Source organism: Microbacterium sp. LRZ72, from assembly GCF_033792225.1.
Lineage (GTDB): Bacteria > Actinomycetota > Actinomycetes > Actinomycetales > Microbacteriaceae > Microbacterium.
Window position 1 is genome coordinate 1 of sequence record NZ_JANGEX010000013.1, and the last position, 25,521, is coordinate 25,521.

23 protein-coding genes are annotated in these 25,521 nt (G+C 64.8%); 10 read left to right on the forward strand and 13 right to left on the reverse strand.

All coding sequences use genetic code 11. The annotated features are described in order from the left end of the window. A partial coding sequence (locus M4I32_RS12080) for an SMP-30/gluconolactonase/LRE family protein (protein ID WP_319034727.1) occupies positions 1-882 on the forward strand: 882 nt, incomplete at its 5' end. Between the two features lie 4 nt (positions 883-886). Here the strand turns inward: M4I32_RS12080 and M4I32_RS12085 are convergent. From M4I32_RS12085 to M4I32_RS12105, 5 genes are read right to left on the reverse strand one after another with little or no spacing between them, the layout of a single operon-like run. Beyond that, complete coding sequence (locus tag M4I32_RS12085; protein WP_319034728.1) at positions 887-1,375, reverse strand: HtaA domain-containing protein; 489 nt, start codon at positions 1,373-1,375, stop codon at positions 887-889. Continuing rightward, positions 1,372-2,637, reverse strand: a complete 1,266-nt coding sequence (locus M4I32_RS12090) for a cytochrome P450 (protein ID WP_319034729.1) — start codon at positions 2,635-2,637, stop codon at positions 1,372-1,374. The genes M4I32_RS12085 and M4I32_RS12090 overlap by 4 nt, the downstream gene beginning before the upstream one ends. A 23-nt stretch (positions 2,638-2,660) precedes the next feature. Beyond that, a complete protein-coding gene (locus M4I32_RS12095; protein WP_319034730.1) occupies positions 2,661-3,839 on the reverse strand; it encodes a serine hydrolase domain-containing protein in 1,179 nt (392 codons plus the stop codon). Positions 3,840-3,895: 56 nt separating this feature from the next. Next, a complete protein-coding gene (locus M4I32_RS12100) occupies positions 3,896-4,729 on the reverse strand; it encodes an SDR family NAD(P)-dependent oxidoreductase (protein WP_319034731.1) in 834 nt (277 codons plus the stop codon). After that, positions 4,713-5,612: a PDR/VanB family oxidoreductase gene (locus tag M4I32_RS12105; RefSeq protein WP_319034732.1), complete on the reverse strand. Its 900-nt coding sequence runs from the start codon at positions 5,610-5,612 to the stop codon at positions 4,713-4,715. Before M4I32_RS12105 ends, M4I32_RS12100 begins: the two co-directional genes overlap by 17 nt. A gap of 168 nt (positions 5,613-5,780) precedes the next feature. On the opposite strand from M4I32_RS12105, the gene M4I32_RS12110 reads away from it, so the two are divergent. Then, positions 5,781-6,359, forward strand: a complete 579-nt coding sequence (locus M4I32_RS12110) for a TetR family transcriptional regulator (RefSeq protein ID WP_319034733.1) — start codon at positions 5,781-5,783, stop codon at positions 6,357-6,359. Here the strand turns inward: M4I32_RS12110 and M4I32_RS12115 are convergent. The 4 genes from M4I32_RS12115 to M4I32_RS12130 all read right to left on the reverse strand — a co-directional run bounded on the left by M4I32_RS12115 (position 6,348) and on the right by M4I32_RS12130 (position 12,060). Then, positions 6,348-7,286, reverse strand: coding sequence for an amidohydrolase family protein (locus M4I32_RS12115; protein WP_319034734.1), 939 nt, complete (start codon positions 7,284-7,286; stop codon positions 6,348-6,350). The genes M4I32_RS12110 and M4I32_RS12115 overlap by 12 nt on opposite strands. Positions 7,287-7,312: 26 nt before the next feature. Continuing rightward, positions 7,313-8,005, reverse strand: a complete 693-nt coding sequence (locus M4I32_RS12120) for an ABC transporter ATP-binding protein (protein WP_319034735.1) — start codon at positions 8,003-8,005, stop codon at positions 7,313-7,315. Next, positions 8,002-10,767 carry an ABC transporter permease subunit gene (locus M4I32_RS12125; RefSeq protein ID WP_319034736.1) on the reverse strand — a complete coding sequence of 922 codons (2,766 nt, stop codon included), beginning with the start codon at positions 10,765-10,767 and terminating at the stop codon, positions 8,002-8,004. The genes M4I32_RS12120 and M4I32_RS12125 overlap by 4 nt, the downstream gene beginning before the upstream one ends. Positions 10,768-10,842: 75 nt before the next feature. After that, complete coding sequence (locus M4I32_RS12130) at positions 10,843-12,060, reverse strand: ABC transporter substrate-binding protein (RefSeq protein WP_319034737.1); 1,218 nt, start codon at positions 12,058-12,060, stop codon at positions 10,843-10,845. A gap of 309 nt (positions 12,061-12,369) precedes the next feature. On the opposite strand from M4I32_RS12130, the gene M4I32_RS12135 reads away from it, so the two are divergent. Genes M4I32_RS12135 through M4I32_RS12145 form a run of 3 tightly spaced genes read left to right on the forward strand, consistent with a single transcriptional unit; the run spans position 12,370 to position 16,066 of the window. Beyond that, positions 12,370-13,410 carry an Ldh family oxidoreductase gene (locus M4I32_RS12135; RefSeq protein WP_319034738.1) on the forward strand — a complete coding sequence of 347 codons (1,041 nt, stop codon included), beginning with the start codon at positions 12,370-12,372 and terminating at the stop codon, positions 13,408-13,410. A gap of 5 nt (positions 13,411-13,415) precedes the next feature. Further along, complete coding sequence (locus M4I32_RS12140; RefSeq protein ID WP_319034739.1) at positions 13,416-14,636, forward strand: iron-containing alcohol dehydrogenase; 1,221 nt, start codon at positions 13,416-13,418, stop codon at positions 14,634-14,636. After that, the gene (locus M4I32_RS12145; protein ID WP_413466823.1) at positions 14,633-16,066 is read left to right on the forward strand and encodes an NAD-dependent succinate-semialdehyde dehydrogenase; all 1,434 of its coding nucleotides are present in this window, start codon (positions 14,633-14,635) and stop codon (positions 16,064-16,066) included. The genes M4I32_RS12140 and M4I32_RS12145 overlap by 4 nt, the downstream gene beginning before the upstream one ends. A gap of 54 nt (positions 16,067-16,120) precedes the next feature. Here M4I32_RS12145 and M4I32_RS12150 read toward each other — a convergent pair whose 3' ends face one another. The 3 genes from M4I32_RS12150 to M4I32_RS12160 all read right to left on the reverse strand — a co-directional run bounded on the left by M4I32_RS12150 (position 16,121) and on the right by M4I32_RS12160 (position 19,782). Continuing rightward, entirely contained in the window at positions 16,121-16,933 is an 813-nt protein-coding gene (locus M4I32_RS12150) for an IclR family transcriptional regulator (RefSeq protein WP_319034741.1), read from the reverse strand. 87 nt (positions 16,934-17,020) lie between these two features. Beyond that, positions 17,021-18,661 carry an FAD-binding dehydrogenase gene (locus M4I32_RS12155; protein WP_319034742.1) on the reverse strand — a complete coding sequence of 547 codons (1,641 nt, stop codon included), beginning with the start codon at positions 18,659-18,661 and terminating at the stop codon, positions 17,021-17,023. Between the two features lie 206 nt (positions 18,662-18,867). Further along, positions 18,868-19,782: a LysR family transcriptional regulator gene (locus M4I32_RS12160; RefSeq protein WP_319034743.1), complete on the reverse strand. Its 915-nt coding sequence runs from the start codon at positions 19,780-19,782 to the stop codon at positions 18,868-18,870. Between the two features lie 124 nt (positions 19,783-19,906). Between M4I32_RS12160 and M4I32_RS15235 the strand changes: the two genes are divergently transcribed. Genes M4I32_RS15235 through M4I32_RS12180 form a run of 5 tightly spaced genes read left to right on the forward strand, consistent with a single transcriptional unit; the run spans position 19,907 to position 24,279 of the window. Next, entirely contained in the window at positions 19,907-20,134 is a 228-nt protein-coding gene (locus M4I32_RS15235) for an oxidoreductase C-terminal domain-containing protein (RefSeq protein ID WP_413466824.1), read from the forward strand. Between the two features lie 20 nt (positions 20,135-20,154). Next, entirely contained in the window at positions 20,155-21,729 is a 1,575-nt protein-coding gene (locus tag M4I32_RS12165) for an FAD-binding oxidoreductase (protein ID WP_319034744.1), read from the forward strand. Beyond that, positions 21,726-22,577, forward strand: coding sequence for an SDR family NAD(P)-dependent oxidoreductase (locus M4I32_RS12170; RefSeq protein WP_319034745.1), 852 nt, complete (start codon positions 21,726-21,728; stop codon positions 22,575-22,577). Before M4I32_RS12165 ends, M4I32_RS12170 begins: the two co-directional genes overlap by 4 nt. 17 nt (positions 22,578-22,594) lie before the next feature. Further along, positions 22,595-23,353, forward strand: coding sequence for a fumarylacetoacetate hydrolase family protein (locus M4I32_RS12175; protein ID WP_319034746.1), 759 nt, complete (start codon positions 22,595-22,597; stop codon positions 23,351-23,353). An 8-nt stretch (positions 23,354-23,361) separates the two neighbouring features. Beyond that, positions 23,362-24,279 (forward strand): NADP-dependent oxidoreductase, encoded by a 918-nt coding sequence (locus M4I32_RS12180; RefSeq protein ID WP_413466825.1) that lies wholly within the window; start codon positions 23,362-23,364, stop codon positions 24,277-24,279. A 134-nt stretch (positions 24,280-24,413) separates the two neighbouring features. Here the strand turns inward: M4I32_RS12180 and M4I32_RS12185 are convergent, their stop codons facing one another. Next, positions 24,414-25,517: an ABC transporter ATP-binding protein gene (locus tag M4I32_RS12185; RefSeq protein WP_319034748.1), complete on the reverse strand. Its 1,104-nt coding sequence runs from the start codon at positions 25,515-25,517 to the stop codon at positions 24,414-24,416. Positions 25,518-25,521 lie beyond the last annotated feature (4 nt).

Genomic DNA, 25,521 nt, shown 5'->3' on the forward strand with positions numbered 1-25,521 from the left:
ACGCCTGCCCAACACCACCAACCCGACCCCGATCAAGACCCCACCACCACCGCCCGACCCATCGGTGGATTCGGGTTTATCGACATCGTCGCGTGCCGCATCACGCGGCTCGAATCGAACGGGCGGTCGGCGAGTTGGGCGACGCCCGGCCGGGTAGGCGCGATCGCCGCCTTCGGCGATGGACGAGTCGCTGTCGCCCTCGAGTCCAGTTTCCGCATCTTCGACCCGGCGGTCGGCGAGTTCGGGCCGGCGACACACGTCGACCTCGGCGAGGGATCGGTCATCTGCGAAGGCAAGGTCGACCGTCAAGGGCGCTTCGTTGTCATGACGTCCGATTCCGCCTTCACCGATCCGATCGGTGAGATCCTCCGGTGGGAGCCCGATGGCTCGATCGCGCGTCTCGCGACAGGGTATGTGTTGGGCAATTCGCTGTGTTGGAGCGTCGATGGCACCACGATGTACGCCGCGGACAGCATCGCGCGAGTGATCCACTCCTACGCGTACGACCCTCAGCCGAGTTCCGGGCTCGGCAGGTGCAACGAGTTTGCCGCGTTCGCGGGAAGCGACCCCTTCCCCGACGGCGCCGTCATCGACAGCGAAGGGCACATGCTCGTCGTCATGCATCGTTCCCCGCACATCGCCCGGATCAATCCGGAGGGTGTCATCGTCGACCGGATAACGATGCCGACGCCGAACATCACAAGCCTGACGTTCGGCGGACCGGATCTGGACGTGCTCTACGTGACCTCGCTCGACCCCACCGAAGTTCCGGTTCCTCCGGATGCGGCGGCGCTCGCAGCCGAGAGAGGGCTGTTGTATCGGGTCACGGGAACCGGACTGCGAGGAGTTCCCGACTCGCCGGTTCGCGTCGAGCCCGCTTAGGCCGCTATGCGGTCGTGCTGCGCGGAATTCCCGACCAACTTTCGAGGGGATCCAACGGTTCACCGAGCTCATACCCACCACCGAAGAGATCGCAGCCGGATTCTGTCAGGCGAGGCACGGCCCCGACCCAGCCCCCGTCATGGGCGGGGATGTCGAGGGTCGCGATGGCGAGTTGTTCTTCTCCCGTGCCGACTGTCAACACGGTCCGTCCATCGAGCTCTCGGAGGGCGGGGGCAACGATCGCTACCCGAAGCATCCCCCCGTGCGCCCGAAACGCGACGCCTCCTGCGAACCGCGGCAACGCTTCCGGGCCACTCTCCGCGAACGGGAACGCGAAGTACCTGTCAGCGACGAGATCCGCTCCACCCGTGAGGCTGTAGCGTCCGCCGGCGTTCCCGACGACGTAGCGGACGAACGAGTCCTTGATTCGCCAGCGCAGACCGAGGCCGTTAGGTTCCCCCGCCTCACCGCCCCGTTCGGGCTCGACGGTCACGCCGCTGTCCACCTCGTTTGCAGGGCACGCCGGATGGGCAGCATCGCGAGCGGCAGGAAGGAATGCTCCTGCTCCTCGACGACCCGCAGAGAGGGAATTCTCGAGAAGAGCACCCGCAGCCCGGTGGCTCCCTGGACTCGGGCGAGGGGCGCGCCCAGACAGGTGTGGCGTCCCTTGGTGAACGAGTAGTTGGTCTTGTCTTCTCGGTGGATGTCGAAGGCCATTCCGTCGGTCACCGCACCGGGGTCCGTGTTCGCGCTCGCAAGAGCCACCCACACCGTGTCGCCCTTCGGGATGACCACGCCGCCGATCTCGTTGTCGTCCGCCGCGAGCCGCGCCGCGAACGGTGCCGACGGACGGCGCCGGATGGTCTCCTCGAACACATCTCCCCACAGGGACGGATCCGCGATCGCCTCGTTCAGCTGATCTTCGTGCGCACTGAGGAACATGACGGCGTTGGCCATCGCCTGAGCGGTTGTGTCGGTACCCGCCGCGGCGAGCTCATTGAGGTGCAGCGCGATCTGTGCGGGCGTGAGCAGATACTCACCCTTCGCATCCTTCGCGGTGGCCATGACAGTCACGACATCAATTCCCTGGGCTCGCCGCCGGCGTTCCTCCACGATCTCCCGTAGCCGCAGGTTCGACTCCGCGTATCGCCCCCAGACCTCGCTCCGCCGCGGCTCTTCCATCGGCTCGACGCCACTCGCCAGGACGACGAACTGGTCGTCGCGAATGGTCTGCATGAACTCCGTCATGTCGTCAGGGAAATCGAGCAACGCCATCAGAGTCTGCGTCGTCAGAGCCAGGCAGAACTCGTTCATCAGTTCCACCTCTCCGAGGTCCGCGAACTTGTCGACGAGAGCATTGGCTCGAGCTTCGATTTCGGGCTGCAAGGCATCCATGGCGGGCTTCAGGAAGGCCGCCTGCGCGGCGCGACGGTGAAGCGAGTGCTTCGGCGGGTTCATCGTCACCATCAGCTCGCTTATGAGGGAATCATCGATGACGGCGCGAGCGACTTCAGGCACCTCGATCCGCAGATGCTCGCTCTCATCGAGCGGTCCGCTCGGCCACTTCTGCCAGTCGGTGAGCACCGCGTCGACGTCGTCGCGCCGGGTCACCACCCACACCCCGAGTCCTTCGTGCCAAAACACCGGCGCCTCGCGTCGCGCCGTTTCGTACATCGAGGCCGGGTCGGCAAAGCCGTGCGGGCTTACCGGATCGAACTCTGCGGGGGCCAGCGGGAAGTGGGTTTGGGGGGTCATCGTCGTCCCTTTCGTGTGTGCATTCAGATGGCGGCAGAAGCCGCGAGTGTCGAGAGCTTCTGGAATCGGAGGAGGTTCGCCGACTCTTCCATGACCCCCGCCGTCAAACAGACGAACGTGGTCTGGCTCGCGGGGTCCACCCAGTACAGAGTGGAGCCGGCACCGTAGTTGCCATGGGTGCGCGGAGAGGTAAACGGACTGAAGAATCCGGGGGCGAGGCCGGACCCCGACAGACTGAAGCCCAGGCCGAAGTTCGCCTTCGGTACATCCCAGCCCAGTGCACGAGCCATAGCCGCGTACAAATCGTTCTCGGAATCGCCGGTCTGCACCGTCGTGGCGACGTCGAGAACGGCTGCCGAGACGAGGCGCCTTCCGTCGTCGGTCACGCCACCGCGACGCAGGAACTCAGCGAAGCGGTGTACGTCGCCCGCGGTGGCCAACCCGCCCACCCACGGGAGTTCGGAGCCTTCCGAGATCACATCGTTCATGACCTCGACGTCGTGCCGGTTGAGCCAGCCGACGTCGGGGATGTAGGCACGAAGGGGCACGAGTCGGTCGGCCATAGCCTTCGGGGCCCCGATGAACGTGGACTTCATACCGATCGGCGCGAACAGGTATTCATCGACGACCGCTGAGTAGCTGGTGGCTCCGCGGACCCGACGAACCATCTCTCCCAGAAGTGCGTGATTCACCGTGGGCGAGTAGTTGACCACGGTGCCCGGCTCTGTGACCACATCGAGCTGCGAGATCGCGCTGATGACCTCATCGAGGTTGCCGAGGCGCTCGTAGGGAACGGGCGTGGGCGTTGCGGGCAGGCCTGCGCGGTGAGTGAGGAGATGGCCGACGTTGATTTTGTCTTTGCGCGCGGTGCGGAAGCGATCCGGCCCGAGGAACTCGGGAATCACATCGATCACCTTGGTCGACAGCGCCAGCGCCCCGTCGCTGATCGCCTGCAAGGTGAGCACGTTGGTGAACGTCTTCGTCAAGCTGAGGAGGCGATAGATGTCGTCCGCGGCGGCCGGCCGCTCGCTCGCGCGCTCCGCGTATCCGATGGCGGCGTCGAGGCCGATCCGCCCGTTGCGGGCGACGATGATGTGGGCGCCGTCGTATCGCTCCGCCTCGATATCGCGTTCGATCGTATCGACGATGCGTTCCAGGGCGTGAGCGTCGAGAGCGGGGTGTTCTGTGTCGAGAGTAACCATCTGCTGAGCTTTCGTCGTCGTGGGAAGAGGTTCGTCTGGTATCCGGTCAACACCCGTCACATGTACACACCTCCGGAGGGGGACAGGATCTGGCCGGTGTAGTACCCGCTGTCCTCGGTTGCGAGAAAGAGCATCGTGCGGGCGATCTCGTCCGGCGCGGCGGCTCGCTTGATCGGCTGCATCTCGACCAGTTCTTTGACGAGGTCGGGACCCGCCGAGTTGAACATGGGCGTGTCGACCGAACCCGGCGCAACCGTGTTCACGCGGATGTTCCACGGCGCCAGGGCGGTTGCGGCCGCACGGGTCATGCCGAGGATCCCCGACTTCGACGCGGGATAGGCAAGTGGCATGGCTGCGCTGATCAGCGCGGCGACACTCGCGATGTTGATGACCGAGCCGCCGCCCGCCTTCTTGAGGAGCGGGATGGCGGAGCGAAGGGTGTAGAACTGCGAACTCAGGTTGATCCTCAGCACACGGTCCCATTCATCGTCCGTTATCCACGTGATGAAGTCGGGGGCCTGGCCCTCGAATGCGGAGGGGGGCGGGCTTGCACCCACGATTCCCGCCGCGTTGAGAAGGACGTCGAGCTTCCCCTGCTCCGAATCGATCTGTGCGAACGCCCCGCGCACGGCATCGGGGTCTCCGACGTCGAGCGTGATCGGCGTGACGTTGTCGTTTCCTGCCCAGACGTCCGCAATCTTCGATGAGATATCGGACGCATAGACATGCGCGCCCTCGGCCGCAAAAAGGCGCGTGGTCGCAGCCCCGATTCCTGATGCCGCTCCGCTGGTGAAGACAACCTTGCCTGTGAGGCGCCCGGTAGTGGCCACTGTTGGTTCCTTATCTTTAGTGAGATGACGACGGTCTTGATGGCTAGAGCCGGAGGACAAGCCGGTCCCCCTGCGCGCGAGAACAGCAGACGAACATGACCTGGTTGGCCTTCTGCTCCGCCTCGGAAAGGATGGAGTCGCGGTGGTCCACCAATCCGTCGATGACTTCGGTTTCGCAGCTCCCGCAGGTGCCCTCGGCACACGAAGACAGCACAGGTACGCCCGCCTCCGTCACCACGTCGAGAATCGTGCGGCCGGCGGGAACGACGAGGGTCATTCCGCTTTCGGCGAGTTCGACCTCGAACGGGTGATCGCCACCGGCGTCGGCGGCGGCGGCCTTCGGGACGAACCGTTCGACTCGGACATCGATCCCGGACGCGGTCCCCTGGGACTCGGCTTCCCTCATCATTTCCTCCGGACCGCAACAGTAGACAGCCACCCGCGAGTCGAGTTGGGAGATCAGATCTCCGACGGATGGCCGGCCGGACGCTTCGACGAACCACCGTCGCACGTGATCGGGATGGCGCGCTTCGATCTCGGCACTGTACGGCAGTCGCTTCTCGTTTCGGCCAATGTGGACGAGCTGCCACGGCTTACCCGTCGCGGCGACCGACTCGATCATCGGGACGATGGGAGTGATACCGATGCCACCGGCGATGAAGAGGTACTCGGGCGCGTCCTCCAGAAGGAAGTGGTTACGAAGTCCCGCTACGCGGATCTGATCGCCAGGCTTCAGATCGTGAATCCAGCGCGACCCCCCGCGACCGCCCGACTCGAGGAGCACGGCGACCCGCCAGACGCCACGGTCGGTGTGCGATCCACTCAGGGAGTATTGGCGCACCATGTCGCCGGCGAGAACGTCGATATGACTTCCCGGCAGCCACTCGGGAAGATCGGCGCCCGACGGGTCGCGAAGCTCTAGTTCTACGACGTCGTCCGCCACCTGGTTGGTTGCAGCGACCGTCAGCGTGAGAAACGTCTCGGGTTCTCGTATCGACATTGACAATTCCGTCCGGCTGCGTCGCAAGTTGGTGGGACGAACGTAACTCGTATCGGTGAAAAAAGCAAACGAAATAGTTCGTTTGATAGCTTGCGAGCCTATGCTGGCCTTATGAGATCCACCGGAGAAGAGGTGCGCGAGCGAATCATCTCCGCGGCGCGAACCGAGTTCGCCGCGCACGGGATCGCAGGTGCAAGGATTGACCGGATCGCGACGAACGCACACGCGAGCAAGGAGCGCCTCTACGCCCATTTCGGGGACAAGCTGGCACTCTTCAGATTCGTTCTGGATACCGATTCGGAGTCCTTCTTCGCCCCGATCACCGCTACCCCAGAGGACTTGCCGGGCTTCGTGGGAACGATGTTCGACCGCAGCCAAGATCACGTCGAGCACCTCCGAATGTTCGGTTGGGCACGCATGGCCGGCGAACCTTTTCGCACGGCGCACGCGATCGAGACAGTGGACCGCTTGCGGAATGTCGCGGAGGAAGCCCAACGGATCGGAGCCGTGGACACGCAGTGGGATCCCGAGGAAGTCGTCTCGCTCATGTTCACACTTGCCTTCGCATGGTTGCAGACGCCTGAGCTCAGGACCGGCGTCTACGGACGCAGACACTCCTCACACGAGCGCATGATCGCGGTGGAGGCAGCGCGACGGTTACTAGAACCGCGGGGCCGATCAGGCACCTGATCGAGGCCAACCGAGAACCGAGCGGGCCGTGCCCCCCAGGAGCGCCGCCTTCTCGCTCGTCGTGAACTCGTCGTCGTCGAGGATCGTCCCGAGCGTCTCGTACCAAGACACGCGCGAGGCGTCGACCGTCCAGTCAGATGCCCACATGACCCGATTGACGCCGAACGTCTCGACGACGCGATGGAGCACGTTCTGCACGTCCGGGAACGGGTAGAGAGCCTCAGAGAGGAGGGGGCCGTGGGCCCACTTCAGGCTGATGTTGGAGAACGAGGCCAGCTCGAGCAACTGGGGCAGCTGCTCGAAGCGGTCCGGCCGAGGCGACTCCCACGAAACAGGAAGCTCCATGCCCGTGTGATCGATGATGAGGATCAACTCGGGGTACCGAGCCGCGATCGCATGCGCGACCGAGAAGTCACCGGGTACGCAGTAGCCATTGATCTGGAGGAAAACCGGAACGCGATGCTGTTCTGCCAAGGAGAAGTATCGCTCGTAGCGCGGGCTCTTCACATCTTCCGCGAACCGCGCGCCCGCAGCTCTGGTCACGCCGAGAAGGTCGGGGTGATTCGGCAGCTCGAACGGATGGATGGGCACGAACGGGATGAGCCGCACCCCCACCAGCCCCGGTCGCGCGGCGAGCTCGGCGAAGAGAACGTCCAGTTCCGGATCATCGGGGTCGGCTCGCGTGATGTAGGCGAAGCGCTCCGGATGTTCGGCAACGGCGGCTTCGGAATAGGGCGCCGTCGACCGCAACGCTCCTCCGGGCAGTTCGCGCCCCGGGAGAACGCGTTCTCGGTGATCGAAGCCCGTGAACTCGTCGATGACGACCGCGCCGATTCCCATCGCGTCCATCGTCGCGATGGCCGTCTCGATCGGGAAGGCGTTCATGTGCACTTGGGTGTCGAGGATTTCGAAGGGATGCGTAGTCATCTGCTGCCTTTCGGATCGTGCGACGCTCAGGCCGCGGTGAGGTACTGGTCGAGAATCTTCGTGGGGTCGCTCCGGAACTCCTCCGCGTCGCCGCGCAGCGTGATGCGTCCGCGGGAGAGAACCGACGCGGAGTCGACGCTCTGGAGGGCGATGGGGACGTGTTGCTCCACCAGGAGGACCGCCGCCCCCTGGTCCGCGGCCGCGCGCAGCGCGACCATCAGGCGGCGGACGATGAGGGGCGCAAGCCCCAGGGACAACTCGTCCGCGAGGATGATGCTCGGCTCGGATGCCAAGATGCGCGCCAGAGAGAGCATCTGCTGCTGCCCACCCGACAGCTGTCCGGCCGGTCTGTCGACGTGGTCGGTCAGCTCGGGGAAGTACTCGAGAGCAGCTCCCACGGATCCCCGACCGAGCTTGAGATTCTCTCGCACCGTTAGGGGCGGGAAAATGCCGCGGTCGTCGGTCAGAAGTGCCAGGCGTTGGCGGCGCGCGGACAGGTACAGGGACCCCGGGTGGCTCTTGCCGGCCAGAAGAATCTTCCCCGACTGAACGCGGACGACCCCTGCCACCGTCAGCAAGGTCGTGGTCTTACCCGAGCCGTTGGCGCCGAACAGGGCGTGCATGCTTCCGCTGTCCACGTGCAGATCGATGTCGTGAATGACCGGCTGCCCATGATAGCCCGCGGAAACGGATTCCAGAGAAATCAAGGGATCACTCATTGACGTACTCCTTCGTCTTGCGGCAACGCTCTCGTCGCGTCATCGCCCGTCTCTATCGGGTCGCCCGCGTGGTCGTCCGTCCCGAGGTAAGCGGCGATGACCGCGGGCGATCGACGCACCTCTTCTGGCGTGCCTCGCGCGATCACCGTGCCGAAATCGAGGGCAACGACCTCGTCGGAGACTTCCATGACCAGTTCCACATCGTGCTCGATGAGGAACACGGCAATTCCCCAGTCGTCTGCGATGCGTCGGATGATCGCGCTCAGCTCGCGCCTCTCGTGCGCGCCAAGCCCGGCTGCCGGCTCATCGAGCAGCAGCACCCGCGGGCGCGTCGCAACGGCGCGTGCGATGGCCAGGAGCCGTCGTTCGCCGTAGGACAGATCGTTGGGGCGGTCCTGCAGCCTGCCGGCCAGGCCGAACTGAACGACGGCGGCGGCAGCGGCGCCTCCCAAACCGACACGGGTCGGAACGACCCCTGCGAGAAGGGTCCGCCACCACACCGCGCGGTCGGAGGCGACGAGCAGGTTGTCGTAGACCGTGAGGTCCTCGAACAGTTCGAGCGATTGGAATGAGCGCACGACACCGTGTTGCGCTCGAGCGGCCGCGCTCCGGGAACTGATATCCACGCCATCCAGGAGGATTCGCCCGTCACGCGGTCGGTTGAAGCCCGTGATCGATTCCAACAACGTCGTCTTGCCCGCGCCGTTCGGACCGATGACACCGAGCACCTGACCGCCTGAGACGTTCAGATCGACCGAGCGGAGGATCACATTCCCCCCGAAGGCCACGGTCAGATTCTCGACGCTGAGCGATACGGGCGCCGCTCTGTGCGTGGCGATCGCCTGCTCGTCGATTCGCGGGGCGGATGCGCGGCGGCGGGCTTCCCGACGTGCGGCGCCCGGTAGGCGACGGAGGAGGGCATTGAACTGTGCCGCCTGGATCGCCGCGATCCCGGCGGGGGCGGTGATGATCGTGAGCAGCATCAGAAGCCCCGCGATCAGGTTGAGCCACGCGCCCTGAGACAGGAACTGGAGGAGTTGGTTAAGGACCGACCCCGGTTCCATCGCTGAACCCGCGACGGCACCACCTACCCAGCCGATACCACCGACCGTGATCTGCGCGATGGCATTTATCGAGTAGGAGGGATCGAACCGCCCACCCGGGTTGCCCAGAACGATGTTGTAGTTCATGAAGGCAATCAGCACGCCTCCGACACCGGCGATCACCGATGACACCACGAACGCGTACAGCTTGGTGCTCGGCACCGAGACGCCCAGCGATGACGCCGCAGATTCGTTTCCACGGACGGCGACCATGCGTCTTCCCGCTCCGGAGCGACGCAGGTTCAGCACCAGTATCGAGACCACGGTCAACACGATGAGCGCGAAGATCGCGTAACGCCGGGGGAAGAAGATCGCACTGATGTCGAGCCCGAGGAGAGTCGGATTGCCGACGGCGAGGCCGGTCAGACCGTTGGAGATGGCCGAGTTGTTGAGCACCATCGATTGAAAAGCCACCGCCAACCCCAGCGTGATGACCCCGAGAGCGGTTCCCCGGGTGCGAATCGCGGGGAGGCCGACGACGATACCGACCGGAATAGTTGCAAGGATCCCGACGATGGCGGCGGGCACGAAGGACCACCCAAGGTGGAAGACGAGGAGCCCGGACACGAGGGCGGCGACGCCCGCGAGCGCGAACGAGGCGAGGTTCAACTGCCCCGCATAGCCCGTCACCACAACGAGCGATACCAGGACGGTCGCGGTGACAACGCAGACCGTGACCGCTGTCACCCAGGAGTTGGGCAGCACCCAGGCGACCAAACAGATGCTTGCCGCGAGGAACACGCCGATGATCACCCAGGGCACCCGTCCGCTGGCGATTCGTGGCAGGGGTTCCGCGATCTCGCCTCGCGCAGGCATTGAACTTCCGCGCAACGTCAGCACCAGGGCGATGATGAGGAAGGGCACGGCGTCCTGCGCTCCGGGCAGATCGACGGTGATGCTCATGATGCCCTGAAGGACACCGATCACGATGCCACCCAACAGGGTCAGGCCGTACGACTGCATGCGACCGAGGAGCGCAACGGAGAGGACAGGCACGACCAGGACGATGGCAAGAGTGGGCGACAGGGAAGTCACCGGGGCGAGCAGAAGGCCGCCCAAGGCTGCCAGTCCGCCCGCGATGAGCCAGTTCACGAGAGCCACGGTGCCCGGCGATTGCGTACCCAGAGCGGCGAGGGAGCGGGGACTCACGGAGAGCGCGGTGGATGCGAGACCGATACGAGTCCTCTTGTAGAAGAGGTAGACCCCGGCGGTGACGACGACCGCGATCACAATGGTCAGGATGCGGTCCCAACCGATGTTGAGTCCGGCGATTTGCACTGTCGACGTCGGCAGCCATGCCGGAACGATGACCGGGTTGAAGCCGTACCGGATGTTCAATGCCGACTGCAGCACCAAGAGAACACCGATCGTGGCGATCGCCTTCGTCAGCGTGCTGGCCGCGTGGAGGGGCCGCATGATCAGCAGATCGACCAGGCCACCCAGCACGATCCCCGTGACGATCGCCAGCACGAGTGCCAGTGGCTGAGGGAGAAAAGCAAGATAGTCGTGGTACGCGTAAGCCGCGGTTACTCCGATGGCGGCCTGCGAGAAATTGACCACACGCGACGCGCGATTGACGACCGTGATCCCCAGCGCGAGCACGGCGAGGACCGAACCGGCGGCGGCACCGAGGAATACGAAACGGAGCAGGTCGAGCACGACCCACCGCCTTCCTGTTGTAAAGGGACGAGCGGGGTTGCGCGGGCCGATGCCGGTCCGCGCAACCCCGACGTGTTAGAACCCGAGCTTTCCGTTCACGTCGATCGGTTCGCCGTCCTGGACGAACTTTCCGTCTTCCGCCTTGTAGACCACGTAAACACTCCCGGCCACGCGTGGCAGAGCGGGGAAGAACCCGAGATCCTCGGCGAAGTTCACCGGCGGAGCCAGGCCCGTTTCGATGGTTGTCGAGGGATCGTTGAGGACTTCGATGATGCTTTCGCCCGTGACGTCGCCCGTGACGTCGGATGCCGCTTGCGCGAACGCGATCACACTCGCGTACGCGTTAAGGGCGGTGTCATCGATCGTCACGTTCGGATCGATCTCCTTCATCTCGGAGGCAGCGAGGACAGAATCCTCTTGTCCCGTCGAGGGGGCGAAGAAGGTCGAGGGCACTCTGATCCCGTCGGCGAGGGAACCGAGCTGAGCCAGCGTGGACTCCGGGAAGGCGATCGTCGACAGCGGCATGCCCACATAATCGGGATCGATCTGCTTGATCGCGGTGATGAGCGCAACGGTGTCGGGCGGTCCGCCGGCGTAAATCACGCAGTCACCCGCGTCGACGATCTGCTGAGCCACCGCACTGAAGTTCGTCTCGTTCGCGGGGTAGAGGAGCAGCTCCCCCGGAATATCCAGGTTGTCGGCAATCGGCTTGGTGTAGGCATCCCACCCGGCCTGCGCCTGCGGGTTCTCGGGCGCCGTGAACACCACGGACTCACAGCCCTGTTCCTTGAGCAGATAGATGGCAGCGCCAGAGGGCGTGCCGGCGCTCATGAGGGAGAACGAGACGTCACTCGTGCCTTCAAGATTGCTGATGGCGGTATTGAAGAGGTAAGGAATCTGAGCCGCCTCCAGCTGAGGGACGATCAGGTCACCGAAAAGGGTGAAGCTGCCAACGACCGCAGCCACCGAGTTTTCGACTGCTTGCTGCCCGCAGGCTGTTGCTCCGTTCGGGCTCATCTTGTCATCGCACGTGATGAGTTCGAGCTGCGTGCCGTTGACACCCCCCTCTGCGTTCACGTGGTCGACAGCCGCTTGGGCAGCTGTACCGATCTGGGAGAGTGCATACGGCGGCTGGCTCAGAGTCCCGAACGCCATGATCTTGATCGAGTCGCCGCCAGCGCTTGTGCCCCCGCTGCCCCCACCGCTCTCGCCGGCACAACCGGCGAGCAACACGGCGCCTGCCGCCGCGGTGACGACCGCGATAGCGATACGCCTGGCCATAGTCGTCTTCACAAAGCCTCCTTGCTTTGATTCATCGGATGATCGGGAATCCGGCGATCCGTACGAACTGATCCGTTCGTCCCTGAAGCGTAGGACGTTCCTGCCGCCGGCAGAGCTGGCGTCCCGCTCACCGGGACACCGCTTTCGTCGCGCGGAACGCGGCTCGTTCCTCCTGTGGCTTCACAGAACGAGCCGACAGCGGACGGCTCTCGAGTCCGTGAGCTAGTGGAGCGTACCGTCCCGCCTGGTGGGACGTCATGTCCGCGCGGGCGAGGAATTGTGGAGAAGATGCGTCGAGACGAATTGTTGAAAGGCGTAGCTATGCAGACCACGAGCACCGAGCCGGCGATGGTGGTGATCGCCGCACCGGACGTGCAAGATGTGCTGGTACGCGCGCTCATCCGTGGCGGCGCCACGCCCGCCGAGAGCCGAATCCAGGCCGAGGTGCTGCTCGAGGGCGAGCTTCGAGGCCACGCTTCGCACGGGATTCGTCGTCTACCGGTGCTCCTGGGGCGCCTCAAGAGCGGGGCCGCAACGTCCGGACTGGAGCCGGGGTTCCGGTGGCACAGCGACTCAGCGCTGCGCGTCGATGGACGGCGTGGACTCGGTCCCGTCGTCGCAGCGAAAGCCTTAGACGCGCTGCTCGCCCGAGCGCCTCACACAGGCGTTGCCTTTGCGAGCATCCACAATGCCGGTCATGTGGGAATGCTGGCACCCTACCTGGAACGGATAGCCGGGAACGGGTGCGCGGGAATCGCGCTTACCGTAAGTGAGGCCTTGGTACATCCGTGGGGCGGGGCGACAGCGATGGTGGGCACCAACCCGATCGGGATCGGCGTGCCGACATTGGGGCCTCCCCTCATCGTCGACATGTCGACCGCTCAAGTCTCCGCCGGAAAGATCCTCGACTTCGCGGCTCGCGGCGAGGACATCCCGCTCGGCTGGGCAGTAGACGAGACAGGCGGCTCCACCACGGATCCGGTCGCCGCCGCGCGCGGGGCCCTGTCCCCGTTCGGTGGCCCCAAAGGCTATGCCCTCGGGCTGGGGATGGAGGCTTTCGTGGGATTGCTCGCCGGGAGCGCATTCGGACAGGATGTGCGGGGAACGCTGGATACGGAGCATGCGCCCACGAAGGGTGACATCTTCATCGTCCTATCCGTCGAAGCGCTCGATGCGCAAGGCGGATTGGCTCCTCTCACCGAGTATCTCGACGGCGTACGGGCGAGTGCGTCGGCCGGACACATACATGTGCCCGGCGACCGTGCCCGTGCGGAACGAGCACGTCGAAGCGCGGAAGGGATTCCGCTGGATGCCACGGTTTGGCGACAAGCGGTCGCCCTGAGTGAGGGGATCGCCGAATGATTGGTGTGCTGAGAGCACCCGCCGCGGTCTACTACGGCCAGGGCGCGCGCGCATCCATCGGCACTGCTGCCGCCTCGCTGGGTCGACGCGCCCTCGTCGTCGTCGACCCGTTCTTGGCCAAGACTCCTGAGTTCCGTGAGGCACTCAGCGGCCTCGATGGCGCGGGCGTTGCCGTCCAGATCTTCTCGGGCGTCGTTCCTGAGTTGCCGACGGACAGCGTCACCGCCGCCGCGGAATCGGCTCGTGGCTTCGCGCCCGATGTCGTCGTCGCCTACGGCGGCGGATCTGCCCTGGATCTGGGCAAGTTGATCGCTCTGCTGCTTTCGTGCGACGGTCCCCTATCGGACTACTACGGTGAGAACCGGGTCCCGCATCCGGTTCTTCCGATCGTCGCCGTCCCGACGACAGCCGGCACCGGATCGGAAGCGACACCGGTTGCCGTGGTTTCCGACCCCGACCGGGAACTGAAGGTCGGCGTCTCTGACCCCGCGCTGATCCCGCGGGTCGCGATCGTCGACCCAGACCTCACGATCGGGGCACCCCCGAGCGTGACCGCGTACTCCGGTATCGACGCCATCGTTCACTGCGCGGAGTCGTACACGGCCGGAAAACGCCGACCCGACTGGGAGACGAGACTCCCCGTCTTCGTCGGACGCAATCGCATGAGTTCTCTGCTCGCTTTGGAGGGACTCGCCGCCATGGGCGACGCACTCCCCCTCGCTGTCGCGGATGGCTCGAACGTCGAGGCGAGAGGGCGGATGGCCTGGGGAAGCTTGCTGGGAGGTATGGCGTTCGGATCGGGGGGCACCCACCTCTCGCACGCGCTGCAGTATCCGATCGGCGCGCTAACACACACCCCCCACGGGATGGGAACCGGCATGATGCTGCCCTACGTCCTGCAGGCCTGCATCGAAACCACGACGGATCGCCTCGCTCAGATTGCGGGGGCGCTAGGAGTCGCTACAGATCGATCCGAGCGAGACGACGCACAGGCGGCCATCGACCGATTGGATGAGATCGGTATCGCCATCGGACTACCCCGGACCCTCGCTGAGATCGGCCTCACCCGCCAGCAGATCCCTCGTGTGGCCGAACTGGCGGCGGGCGTCACCCGTCTGGTCGCCTTGGCAGACCACGAGGTCACCCCGGCGTTCCTGGAGCGCATCCTCGATGCGGCCTTCGTGGGGGATCGCTCTCGGCTTACTGACACCTCAACGAACGGATGACCGTGACGTACCTGAACAAACTGTTCATCGATGGCGAGTGGCGCGATGGCAACGACGGCCGAACGTTTCCTGTGTTTAACCCGGCGGATGGGTCGACCGTGGCGGAGTTCGCCGTGGCGAGCGAGGCGGATTGCACCGAAGCCGTCGAAGCTGCCGACCGGGCCTTCGCAGCGTGGGCGGCAACTTCACCGCGCGAGCGAAGCGACATTCTCCGACGTACGTTCGACATCCTCTCGAACGAGAAGGAGAAATTCGCCGAGATCATGGTCCGTGAGAACGGCAAGTCATGGCCTGACGCGATCGCCGAAGCGAACTATGCGACGGAGTTCTTCCGGTGGTTCTCCGAAGAAGCGGTTCGCATCCCTGGCGACTTCCGCCTTTCACCCGGCGGAGACAAGCGGATCGTCGTGACGCGTCAACCCATGGGGGTGTCGCTCCTGATCACGCCGTGGAACTTCCCGGCGGCCATGGCAACGCGAAAGCTCGCTCCCGCACTGGCGGCTGGTTGCACCACCGTCCTCAAACCCGCGCGCGAGACGCCGCTCACTGCCGCGTACATCGTCGACGCGTTGAGCCGCGCCGGAGTGCCCCGGGGCGTTGTCAACCTCGTGACGCCCGTTCCGACGGGCCCCGCGGTCGCAAAGATGATGCAGCATCCCGCCGTGCGGAAGATGTCCTTCACCGGATCGACCGAAGTCGGACGGGTCCTGCTCCACGAAGCCGCAGACACCGTCGTATCGACCTCGATGGAGCTCGGCGGAAATGCGCCGTTCCTGGTTCTTCCCGGGGCGAACATCGACGAGGCCGTTGCGGGCGCCATGGTCGCCAAGATGCGCAACGGCGGTTCGGCCTGCACCGCGGCCAACCGGTTCTATGTGCACTCGAGCGTGCACGACGAGTTCGTGGCGAAGCTCGCAGCAGAGCTGGGACGCGTGCAATGGGGCTCGGGCCTTAACCGCGCGAATACGCTCGGATCCCTCGTTTCCCTCGAGGAGCGGGACAAAGTCGCGGCCCTCGTCACGACAGCGGTCGACGAGGGGGCGACCGTGATCCTCGGCGGTAAAGCGACCACCGCGGGCGCGTTCTACCCCCCGACCATGGTCACGGGTGTGCAGCACGGCGACACGATCAACCAAACCGAGATCTTCGGCCCGGTGACGGCGGTTGTCAAGGTGGACAGCATTGATGAGATGGTCGATATGGCGAACGACACGATCTACGGGCTGATCGGCTACGTGTTCGGCGAGGAAGCGCTCGCCCTGCGGGTGGCGATGCGGATCGACGCCGGCATGGTCGGCGTTAACCGCGGCGTGCTTTCGGACCCCGCGGCACCGTTCGGAGGCACGAAACAATCGGGACTCGGGCGCGAAGGCTCGAGCGAGGGCATCTTGGAGTACCTGGAGGAGAAGTACATCGGGCTCGCCCCGTAAACGAGGAAGCCCGGGCAACGGGGACGCGGCGTCGCGAAAGGGTCGGCGCGTCCCTTAGCGCCGGGATCGTGAGCGAGGTCGAAGTGCTCCCGAAACCGCCATGGCCGTTGTCTGGACCGCCGGCGCGAAGCGCTGCGCCTCATCGAGCGCTGTCGCTCCGGTGACGGAGATTGCGCCGATCGCGGTGTTGGCAGCGTTCAGGATCGGGGCCGCGACGCAGAACAGCCCCAATTGAGACTCTTCGACGTCGTACGCGACACGACGCTCCCGGACGCGCGTCAGTTCCGACCGGAGGACAGCAGGATCGGTCAGCGTCTTCTGCGTCAGGGCATGCAGATCCCGGTTCAGCACGGAATCGGCGACATCGGGTGGAGAGAAGGCGAGGATCGCCTTTCCCAGGGCGGTGGCATGCGCGGCAAGGCGGCCTCCCAGGCGAGAGTGGGGAACTCGCAGCGACCGCGATGTGATCTTCTCCAGGTAGAGAATTTCGCTGCCATCACGCACGGCGACATTCACCGTCAGGCGCGTCACCTCGTGCAAGTGATGTGCATATGGGATCGCCGCCTCGCGCAGTGTCACTGATGTCGGGGCGCGCATACCCAGCTCGAACAACTTGACCCCCAGGCGGAATCCGCCCGATGGTGTGCGCTCGAGGGCTCCCCACTCAACCAGATCACCCGTCAGCCGATGAGCCGTGGACCGCGCTATTCCCGTACGTCTTGACAGCTCACGGATGCTCAATTCGGGCGTGTTGGCCTTGAACGCGTCCAACAGCTCGAGCGCCTTGCGCACGGCGGACGCCGCGGGCTCGACTGCCGCTGCTTGCGTGTCCTCGCCTGCCCGCGCGTGTCCGACGAGTTCGCTCATGAGAATCTTCGGTCCCGCCTTCACCGTGGCAGCAGCTCCCGAGGCTGACAGCAGTGACGGTCGTTCGTTGTCGGCTAGAAGGGTGGTTCAAGTATAGTTTTCGGCCAGCGTTTCGATCAGAGCGGCGGCCGTCTGACGGCCGGTGAAGAGGCAACCGCCGAGGAAGGTGCCCTCGAGGGCGCTGTAGCCGTGCACACCACCACCGCCGAATCCGGCAGCTTCCCCGACCGCGTACAGCCCGTCGATTTCCGAGCCTCCGACGGTCAGCACGCGCCCACGCAGATCCGTCTCCAGCCCGCCAAGACTCTTGCGCGTTATCGTGCGGAGCCGGATCGCGATCAGCGGACCCGCTGATGGATCGAGGAACGCGTGTGCCGCCGCGACACGTATGAAGGATCCTTGAGCGTCACCGCCGCCCTCCCGCCCTGTGATCGCTGTGATGCCGGCTTCCACCTCGCGGTCGTGCTCAAGGATCGCGTTCCGGACACGGTCGGGTTCGACGTCGGCCGAGAGTTCGGCCATGCTCGTGACGAGATCATCCAGGTTGTCTGCCACGACGAAGTCCTCGCCGTGGTCCATGAAGGCCTGGATAGCAGCGGGGATACCCACCCGCTCGGGTACCGCGGCGGTCTTCGCGCGCAGGTGGGGGTTCTGGTCCTGCCCCGCAAGCGTCAGTTCGGTCTCCGCGATGATCCGCGAGACGACGAACCAGCTCGTGTCCTGGCCGTTGGCTCGGGTGGCGATGAGTCCCCCGAGCGCATCACTTCCCGGCTTGATGGATTCGGGCAGCCGGTCCCCTCGTCCATCCAGCCACACGGCAGATGGACCGGGAAGGATTCGGACACCCTGCGAGTCCCACTGCGGCGTGTGATGGCGAAGCCCCTCGGCGTACGTCCACATCCGGTCGAGATTTATGAGGTGCGCCCCGGCGCCTTCGGCAATCTCGACCATCCGGCCGTCCACGTGTTCGGGCACGCCGCGCAGGAGGGTGGCCGGGGCCGGCCCGACGCGATCCGTGGGCCAGCGACGCCGCACCATCTCGAGGTTTCCGCCTACCCCGCCGGCCGCGATCACGACGACCGGTGCGTGCTCGCTGAACGTGCCGATGACCTCCCGACTCGTACGAGCACCGCGGGGAGCATCGTCATCCGACAGGATGCTTCCGGCGACGCCGACGACCGCGCCGCTCTCGTCTCGGAGGAGTTCGTCGACACGGTGCCGGAACCGAAGATCGACAAGTCCGGCCTCCTGCCCCTCGATCACCTTCCGTTGAAAGGGTTCGAGAAGTCCCGGGCCCATCCCCCAGACGATGTGGCAACGCGGAACCGAGTTACCCATGTCGATGCCCTCACGCCGCGCTTCGGGCCAACCGATGATCGGCGCGAGTTCGATGCCGTAATCCGCAAGCCAATCGCGCATCTCGACGGCGGCAAATTTCACGTAGGAGTTCGCCCACTGCTCACCGTACTCGTCCTCTGCTCGGTCGAAGCGAGCCGTGGACATCCAGTCGTTGCGAGCGAGTTCGAGGCTGTCATGGATTCCCAGCGCACGTTGTTCGGGAGTGTCGACGATGAACAGGCCGCCGAGCGACCAGAACGCCTGCCCGCCGAAAGTCGCCGCCGGCTCCTGATCGACGATGAGGACGCGCTTGCCCGCCCGAACAAGCTCCGCGGCGGTCACCAAGCCGGATAACCCCGAACCGATGACGATGACATCTCGCTTACTCATCGCCGTGCCTCCGCTACCGGGCGACGGGCCCCATACTCGTTTCGACGACGCGGTAGCGGGTGTTTGGTCGTTACGAATCTCATCTGAGGCCTTTCAGGACGACGTCGTCGGGCAATGAGTCGCGCGATATTGCGCGGTGGCCACCGTATATCGACCGCGGCGACCTCGAGCGCGCACGTCCCGCTGTGTGGGACGCGATTCCGGAACTACCTCGGGCTGTGGTCATCGCAAAACGCCGCTCGGGCAAGGTCCACGACGGCTTCGGTCGCGGGGCCGGGACTCGATTGAGCGGACCACAGGAGCACGACCGGATGTGTCTGCGGGTTGCCCGCGAGCGGCACGACTGCCAATGGACGGTTCTCGTAGCTGTGATCTCCCCAGGGACGAACGGCTTGCAAGCTGTACCCCAGACCCTGCGCAACCATGCTTCGGACGAGCTCGAAGTTCGGCGTCCGGTACCGAATGATGGGCCGGATACCGGCCGCGAGCAACATGCTCAGGGAGTTCTCCAGGGCGGGGCTGCTGTCCAGGAGCACGAGAGGCTCGTCCGCCAGTTCCTGGATGTCCACCCGTTCACGCCCGGACAATCGGTGCTCGGCCGGCAACAGCACGTGAATCTCTTGATCGAACAACTCGACCGACCGGAAATCTGTCGGTACCCGCGACCCAGAGAAGGCCAGGTCCAGTTCACCCGCCCGCACCATTCGGAACAGTGCCTCCGCACCCTCTTGCCGGATATCGATCGATATGCCCGGGTGGTCCTGTTCGACCGCCTGCAGCAGCTGCGCGATGACCCGCGGGGCCAGAGCGGCCGAGGCGCCCACCCTGACCACTCCGTGAAGCCGAGACGGAGAATGGAGGACGCGCGGCAATTCCTCGATCTGTCGAAGCAGCGGAGCCAGGACAGGAACGAGAGCGCGGCCTGCCGCTGACAGGGACGTTCCTCTTGCCTGCTGACGAACGAGCAGCTTCGTGCCGAGGGCTCGTTCCAGCGCGGTCAAAGAGGAAGACAGGGTCGAGTCCGACACGTGCAGCGCAATAGCTGCTGCAGAGACCGTGCCATGTTCCGCGGTGGACATGAAGTATTGCAACTGACGCAGGGTGTAGCGAACCTCAGCCATTTTCGTCTCTTCCGAAGAATAATAATGAATATGTGTGATTGAACAAAATTAACCCCTGTGCCTACCGTGGGGGAAAGTCAATCCAAGAAGAGGTGATCATGGGCGTCGATGTCGCTGCCCCGAGGTGGTCGGAGACGAAGCAGCGCGCCGGTTCAGCATCCTGAGATGGAATGGTGACGAGCTCACGTGCGTGGAGTCCATCAATTCACGCGGGTACCATCTGGCGGCGCGACGCCTCCTCGCCGCAGGTCATTCACCCCGTCCCAGCGACGTGAGAGCCGAGGGTTTCGATCTTCGGCGGATCGCGTCGGAAATCCCTCGGCCGCCCGCTTCGGGCGCGCCCATTCACTGATCAATGAATCGAGAATGAACATGGAGATCACTTACACCCGCCCCGCGCTGCCGCAGACGGTCGTGCAATCCCTCATCGAAGCTCTGGGCGCCGATGCCGTGTTGACCCAGTCCGAAGAGGTCGACACGTACCGCGATCCCTATTGGCTGCCGGGCGACGACACGTACATCGCCTCCGCAGTCGTGGAGCCGACGTCCACCGAGCAGGTCCAGGCCGTCATGCGTATTGCGAACAGCGCACGGGTGCCCGTGTGGCCGGTTTCGCAGGGACGAAACAATGGCTACGGCGGACCCTCACCTCGGGTCGCGGGCTCGATCCAGGTAAGCCTCCGCAAAATGAACAAGGTGCTCGAGATCAACGAAGACCTCGCCTACGCCGTCGTAGAGCCCGGCGTGCGGTGGATCGATCTGCACGCCGCGCTCGAAGCCGGCAACCACAACCTTGCCGTTTCGGTGCCCGACATCGGATGGGGAAGCGTCATCGGCAACGCGCTGGACAACGGCATCACGTACATGCCGAACGGGACGGACTTTGCGACGCTGACGGGATTCGAGATCGTTCTTGCGGACGGCGAGATCCTGCGGACCGGTATGGGCGCGCAGCCGGGCAACAAGGCATGGCACGTGTACAAGCGCAGTCTCGGTCCGGCTCTCGACGCGCTTTTCACGCAGTCGAACTTCGGCATCGTCGTCCGGGCGGGCGTGATGCTGCAGCGCAAGCCCGAGGCATTCCGCACGATGATCCTCGCGCTCGACAAGGACTCGGATCTCGAGGCCGGAATGGTCGCATTGCGCGAACTCATGCTCGACGGCACCCTCCGAGGCGTCCCCTGCATGTACCCCGCTCCGCGCAGCGGCGCGATGCTGGACGACGCCGAGGTTCCGCAACCGCGGCCGTGGACGGAAGAAGAGATCGAGCAATACGGTCGCGAAACGGGTCTGGGACGATGGGGGGTCCGCGTGGGCCTCTGGGAGGACGCGGAGATCATGGAGTACAAGACCCGGAAGATCGCCGAGCGGTGGACGCAGATCCCGGGCGCCCGCATCGTTCGTGCGGGTCGGGTCTACACCCCCGAAGAATACGGCGAGATCACGCTGACGGCCGAGAAGAACTTCGCGGGGATCCCGTCCATGTTCCTGGTCGAGAAGACACCACCGGGCATCGGCCACATCGGGTTCTCCCCCGTCGTCGCCAACGATCCCGACGAACTGCGCAAGGTGATCGACGCCGTACGCCACCACCTCGGAGAAGCCGGAATCCTCCACTCTGGAGGCGTCTATTTCACCAGCGCACGATCGTGTGTCGTCGTCACGGGCATCCAATTCGACACCCGAAACGAGGAAGCCGTGCGAAATGCATTCGATGTCACCAAGCGGCTCATCGTGGAAGTCGGCAAACTAGGCTACGGCGAGTACCGAGCGCACCTCGACATCATGGAACTCGCGAGCGACCAGTACTCGTTCAATGACCACATCTACCGTCGCTTCGCCGAGAAGATCAAGGACGCCGTAGACCCCAACGGCATCATCGCTCCCGGTCGACACGGCGTCTGGCCTGGCGGCCAACGTCCCCTAGAGCGGAACGGCGTCGCGTGATAAGCGACATCACGGGCCGTATCGCCGTCGTGACCGGCGGGGCGAGCGGCATCGGTCTCGCCCTCGCCGAGTCATTCATCGCCCAGGGAATGTCGGTCGTCCTCGCGGACATCGAACGGGCGCGCCTCGAGTCCGAGGTCACGCGCCTGTCGGACGACGGCGCCGACGTACGTGGCCTAGTGACGGATGTCAGCGACGCGGCGAGCGTGCAGCGCTTGGCCGACTTCGCCGTGGCGGAATTCGGTGCCGTTCACCTTCTCTGCAACAACGCCGGCGTCGAGAGCGGAGCCGCGTTCTTGGACATCCCGCTCGAAACGTGGCGGTGGGTCATGGACGTGAATTTCTTCGGGGTGCTCCACGGAATGCGGTCGTTCTTGCCGATCCTGGAAGATCAAGAGCAGGCACACATCGTCAACACGGCTTCGCTGTCCGCGCTCGCCGCGGGAGCGCCCACCTTCGGTCCCTATGTTTCTTCCAAGTTCGCCATTCTGGGAGTGTCGGAGAACCTGCATGCCGAGCTTGCTGCTCGCCAGTCACCTGTGGGCGTCTCCGTCCTGGCGCCGGGTCCCGTGAAGACCCAGATGTCGCTGTCCGAGCGAAACAAGCCCTCGGATGTCCCGTCGAGCGCGGGTAACGCGCAGCGCGCAGAGCTGATGGCGAAACTCAACGCGATGGTCGACGAGGTGGGCCTCGAGCCGTCTGCTGTCGCCGACATGGTGCTTGACGCGGTCCGCACTGATCGGTTCTTCATCCTGCCGCATCCCGACAAGGCCTTCGAAGCCGTGCGTAAGCGGCTGAGATGGATGGAAACAAATGAATCACCGGGCGTCCGCCACGCCGGCGACTGAGGAGTGAGGAACAACCGATGAAATTCGTTCGCACCAAGACTGAAGACGGACCGCGCTGGGCAATCGTCGAGGCGGACCGACTCGAAATCTTGAGCGGTGACCCCCTGCACGGCGACTGGTCTCGAGCGGGCGGGAGCGTGCCGTACGACGAGTCGGACCTGCTGCTCCCCCTGACCGGAACGACGAAGATCGCTGCGATCGGCAAGAATTATGCCGACCACGTTCGCGAAATGGCCACGGAGGTCCCGCCCGACATGCAGATCTTCCTCAAGCCGACCACCTGCCTCATCGGTCCCGGTGAAGCGATCATTCGACCCGCGATCAGCGAACGTGTCGACTTCGAAGGTGAGATAGCAGTCGTCATCGGGCGTCGAGCAAAAGACGTCCCGGCCGCGAAGGCGGCGGACTACATCTTCGGCTATACCGTCGCGAACGATGTGACCGCGCGGGACATCCAGATCGCTGACGTGCAGTGGACGCGGGGAAAGAGTTACGACACTTTCTGCCCGATCGGGCCGGTCATCGAAACCGAGTTCGACCCTGAGCACAGCCGCATCGAAACCCGTGTCAATGGCGAGCTTCGCCAGAGTTCTCCGACGTCGGCGTTGCTCAACAAGATTCCCTCGATCATCGAGTTCGTCTCGAGCGCGTTCACGCTCCTCCCAGGAGACGTCGTACTCACGGGCACACCCGCCGGCGTCGGTCCGTTGTCGGCGAGCGATCAGGTGAGCGTCGAGGTCGAGGGTATCGGCGTCCTCCGCAATCCCGTGAGATGAGCTCGACGATGCGCCGGGTGCAGTTCGATCGCTTCGGCGGACCGGAAGTGCTGCACCTCGGCTCCGTCCCTGAACCCCATGCGCGTCCCAACCAGCTGCGCATCCGGGTCCAGTTCGCCGGGTTGAATCCGGTGGACGCGAAGGTCTTCATGAATGCGCCGACGGCTCGCCCCTACGCCATCGAGTTCCCATCGGGCAACGGCATCGATTTCGCCGGGTATGTGGACGAGGTGGGGGCCGACGTCGAGGAATTCAGCGTCGGCGAGGTGGTGTTTGGCGCTCGACAGTTCGCAGCCCAAGCCGACGAGATCCTCGTCGAACCCGGCGATATCGTCCGGTGCCCGGCCGATCTCGACGTCAGGGTGGCGGGAGCCCTGAGCATCGCAGGAAGAACAGCGTGGGCAAGCGTGCACCGTGTCCGCCCGACCCCCGCGGACACGGTGCTGGTCAGCGCGGCGGCGGGCGGAGTCGGAGTACTCGCGGCCCAGCTCGCGCGGCGAACGGGGGCGCGCGTCATCGGAACGGCCAGTCGTGCCAACCATGCCTTTCTTCGCAGCCTCGACATCGAACCCGTCGACTATCACGGAGATCTCGTCGCACGCGTCCGCGACCTCGCGCCGCAGGGAATCACCGCCGCGCTGGACAATTCGGGACGCGCGACAGTAGATGCCGCTCTGGCGCTGGGTGCCCCACCGTCGCGAATCAACTCCATAGCCGACTACGCGGCTGCGAGCGACTACGGGACTTCCAGGGCCGGCGGCGCAGACGCCCCTGCTCACGCACTCGCGGAAGTCGCTGATCTGCTCGCGTCAGGCCGCGTCGTGCTGCCAGTCGACAGTGTTCTTCCGCTGGAGAGGGTTCGGGAGGCCTACGACCACCTCTTGACGGGGCACGTGCGCGGGAAGGTCGTGCTCGACCTGCGCTGACCGGCACGCGGCCGACCCCACGCTGGTGTGGGTCGTTCGTATCCGGTCATTCGTGTTCGCGCGACGATGGCTCGCCCGAGTGACCGGAGACAGCGCCCGCAAGCATTGAATCCGATCACTCGAACCGGCGCAAATCACGACTTGGGCTGGTCCGCCGGGAAGATGTGCGCGCCACCCCTGTCGAGGGTCACCGTCACCGTCTCGCCACGCGAGAGCAAGCGTCCGCTGTCTCTGGCACGCAGCTTGTGCCCAGCCACGTCGAGGACGTAGTCGACGTGCGATCCGAGAAAGAGCGTCGTCTCGATCGTGGCATCCCACGTATTGGCGCCGCTTGCTGGATCCGTGCTCAACCTCAGCTGCTCCGGCCGCCACAGCACCACCACCTCATCACCGACGACAGGCGTCCAACTCGTCGCGCGGGCGATCACCGTTCCCAGGGGTGTGCTGATCGACGTCGTTCCGTCACCGTGAACCGTTGCCACCTTGCCCTCGAGTTCGTCCGAGGTTCCGACGAAGTGCGCCACATAGCGCGATGCCGGGTTGCGGTAGACCTCCTGCGGACTTGCCAGCTGCTCGATGCGTCCCTCGCGAAGCACCGCGATGCGATCGCCGAGCCCCATCGCCTCGCCTTGATCGTGGGTCACGTAGACGGCACTGAATCCCAGGCGCGTTTGCATGGACAACAGCTCCAGCCGCAGCTGTTCCCGAACCTTGGCATCGACGTTGGACAGTGGCTCGTCGAAGAGCACAAGGTCGCTTTCGCGCACGAGTGCCCGCGCGAGCGCCACGCGCTGCTGCTGCCCGCCGCTGATCTGTCCCGGATACTGCTTGGCGAGGTGGCCGATGTCGGTCAGTTTCAGAATCCGATCGACTTTCGCGCTGATCTCCGTCTTGCTAGGGCGCGGCTTCGAGCCGTATCGCAGAGGGTATGCAATGTTGTCGGCGACGGTCAGGTGCGGCCAGAGCGCGTACGACTGGAAGATCATCGACAGTGCCCGTTGCTCGGGAGCGCGATTCAAGCCTTTGGATGAGTCGTATACATCTTTGCCGTGAATCTGAATGCGCCCCGAGTCGGGTTGCTCGAGTCCCGCGAGACTGCGAAGCATGGTGGTCTTACCGCACCCGCTGGGTCCCAGCAGGATCAGAAATTCGCCCGGCTGAACGTCGACGGTGACACCGTCGAGCGCCTTCGTGATTCCGCCGTCGGCCCGTCTGAAGTGCTTCTTCAGATTCGCCATTCGG

Excerpts from the sequence above, each read along its gene's own strand:
- M4I32_RS12090 (WP_319034729.1), bottom strand. The coding sequence starts at position 2,637 with ATGACCCCCCAAACCCACTTCCCGCTGGCCCCCGCAGAGTTCGATCCG.
- M4I32_RS12095 (WP_319034730.1), bottom strand. The coding sequence starts at position 3,839 with ATGGTTACTCTCGACACAGAACACCCCGCTCTCGACGCTCACGCCCTG.
- M4I32_RS12110 (WP_319034733.1), top strand. The coding sequence starts at position 5,781 with ATGAGATCCACCGGAGAAGAGGTGCGCGAGCGAATCATCTCCGCGGCG.
- M4I32_RS12115 (WP_319034734.1), bottom strand. The coding sequence starts at position 7,286 with ATGACTACGCATCCCTTCGAAATCCTCGACACCCAAGTGCACATGAAC.
- M4I32_RS12120 (WP_319034735.1), bottom strand. The coding sequence starts at position 8,005 with ATGAGTGATCCCTTGATTTCTCTGGAATCCGTTTCCGCGGGCTATCAT.
- M4I32_RS12135 (WP_319034738.1), top strand. The coding sequence starts at position 12,370 with ATGCAGACCACGAGCACCGAGCCGGCGATGGTGGTGATCGCCGCACCG.
- M4I32_RS12145 (WP_413466823.1), top strand. The coding sequence starts at position 14,633 with ATGACCGTGACGTACCTGAACAAACTGTTCATCGATGGCGAGTGGCGC.
- M4I32_RS12150 (WP_319034741.1), bottom strand. The coding sequence starts at position 16,933 with ATGAGCGAACTCGTCGGACACGCGCGGGCAGGCGAGGACACGCAAGCA.
- M4I32_RS12155 (WP_319034742.1), bottom strand. The coding sequence starts at position 18,661 with ATGAGTAAGCGAGATGTCATCGTCATCGGTTCGGGGTTATCCGGCTTG.
- M4I32_RS12160 (WP_319034743.1), bottom strand. The coding sequence starts at position 19,782 with ATGGCTGAGGTTCGCTACACCCTGCGTCAGTTGCAATACTTCATGTCC.
- M4I32_RS12165 (WP_319034744.1), top strand. The coding sequence starts at position 20,155 with ATGGAGATCACTTACACCCGCCCCGCGCTGCCGCAGACGGTCGTGCAA.
- M4I32_RS12175 (WP_319034746.1), top strand. The coding sequence starts at position 22,595 with ATGAAATTCGTTCGCACCAAGACTGAAGACGGACCGCGCTGGGCAATC.
- M4I32_RS12180 (WP_413466825.1), top strand. The coding sequence starts at position 23,362 with ATGCGCCGGGTGCAGTTCGATCGCTTCGGCGGACCGGAAGTGCTGCAC.
- M4I32_RS12185 (WP_319034748.1), bottom strand. The coding sequence starts at position 25,517 with ATGGCGAATCTGAAGAAGCACTTCAGACGGGCCGACGGCGGAATCACG.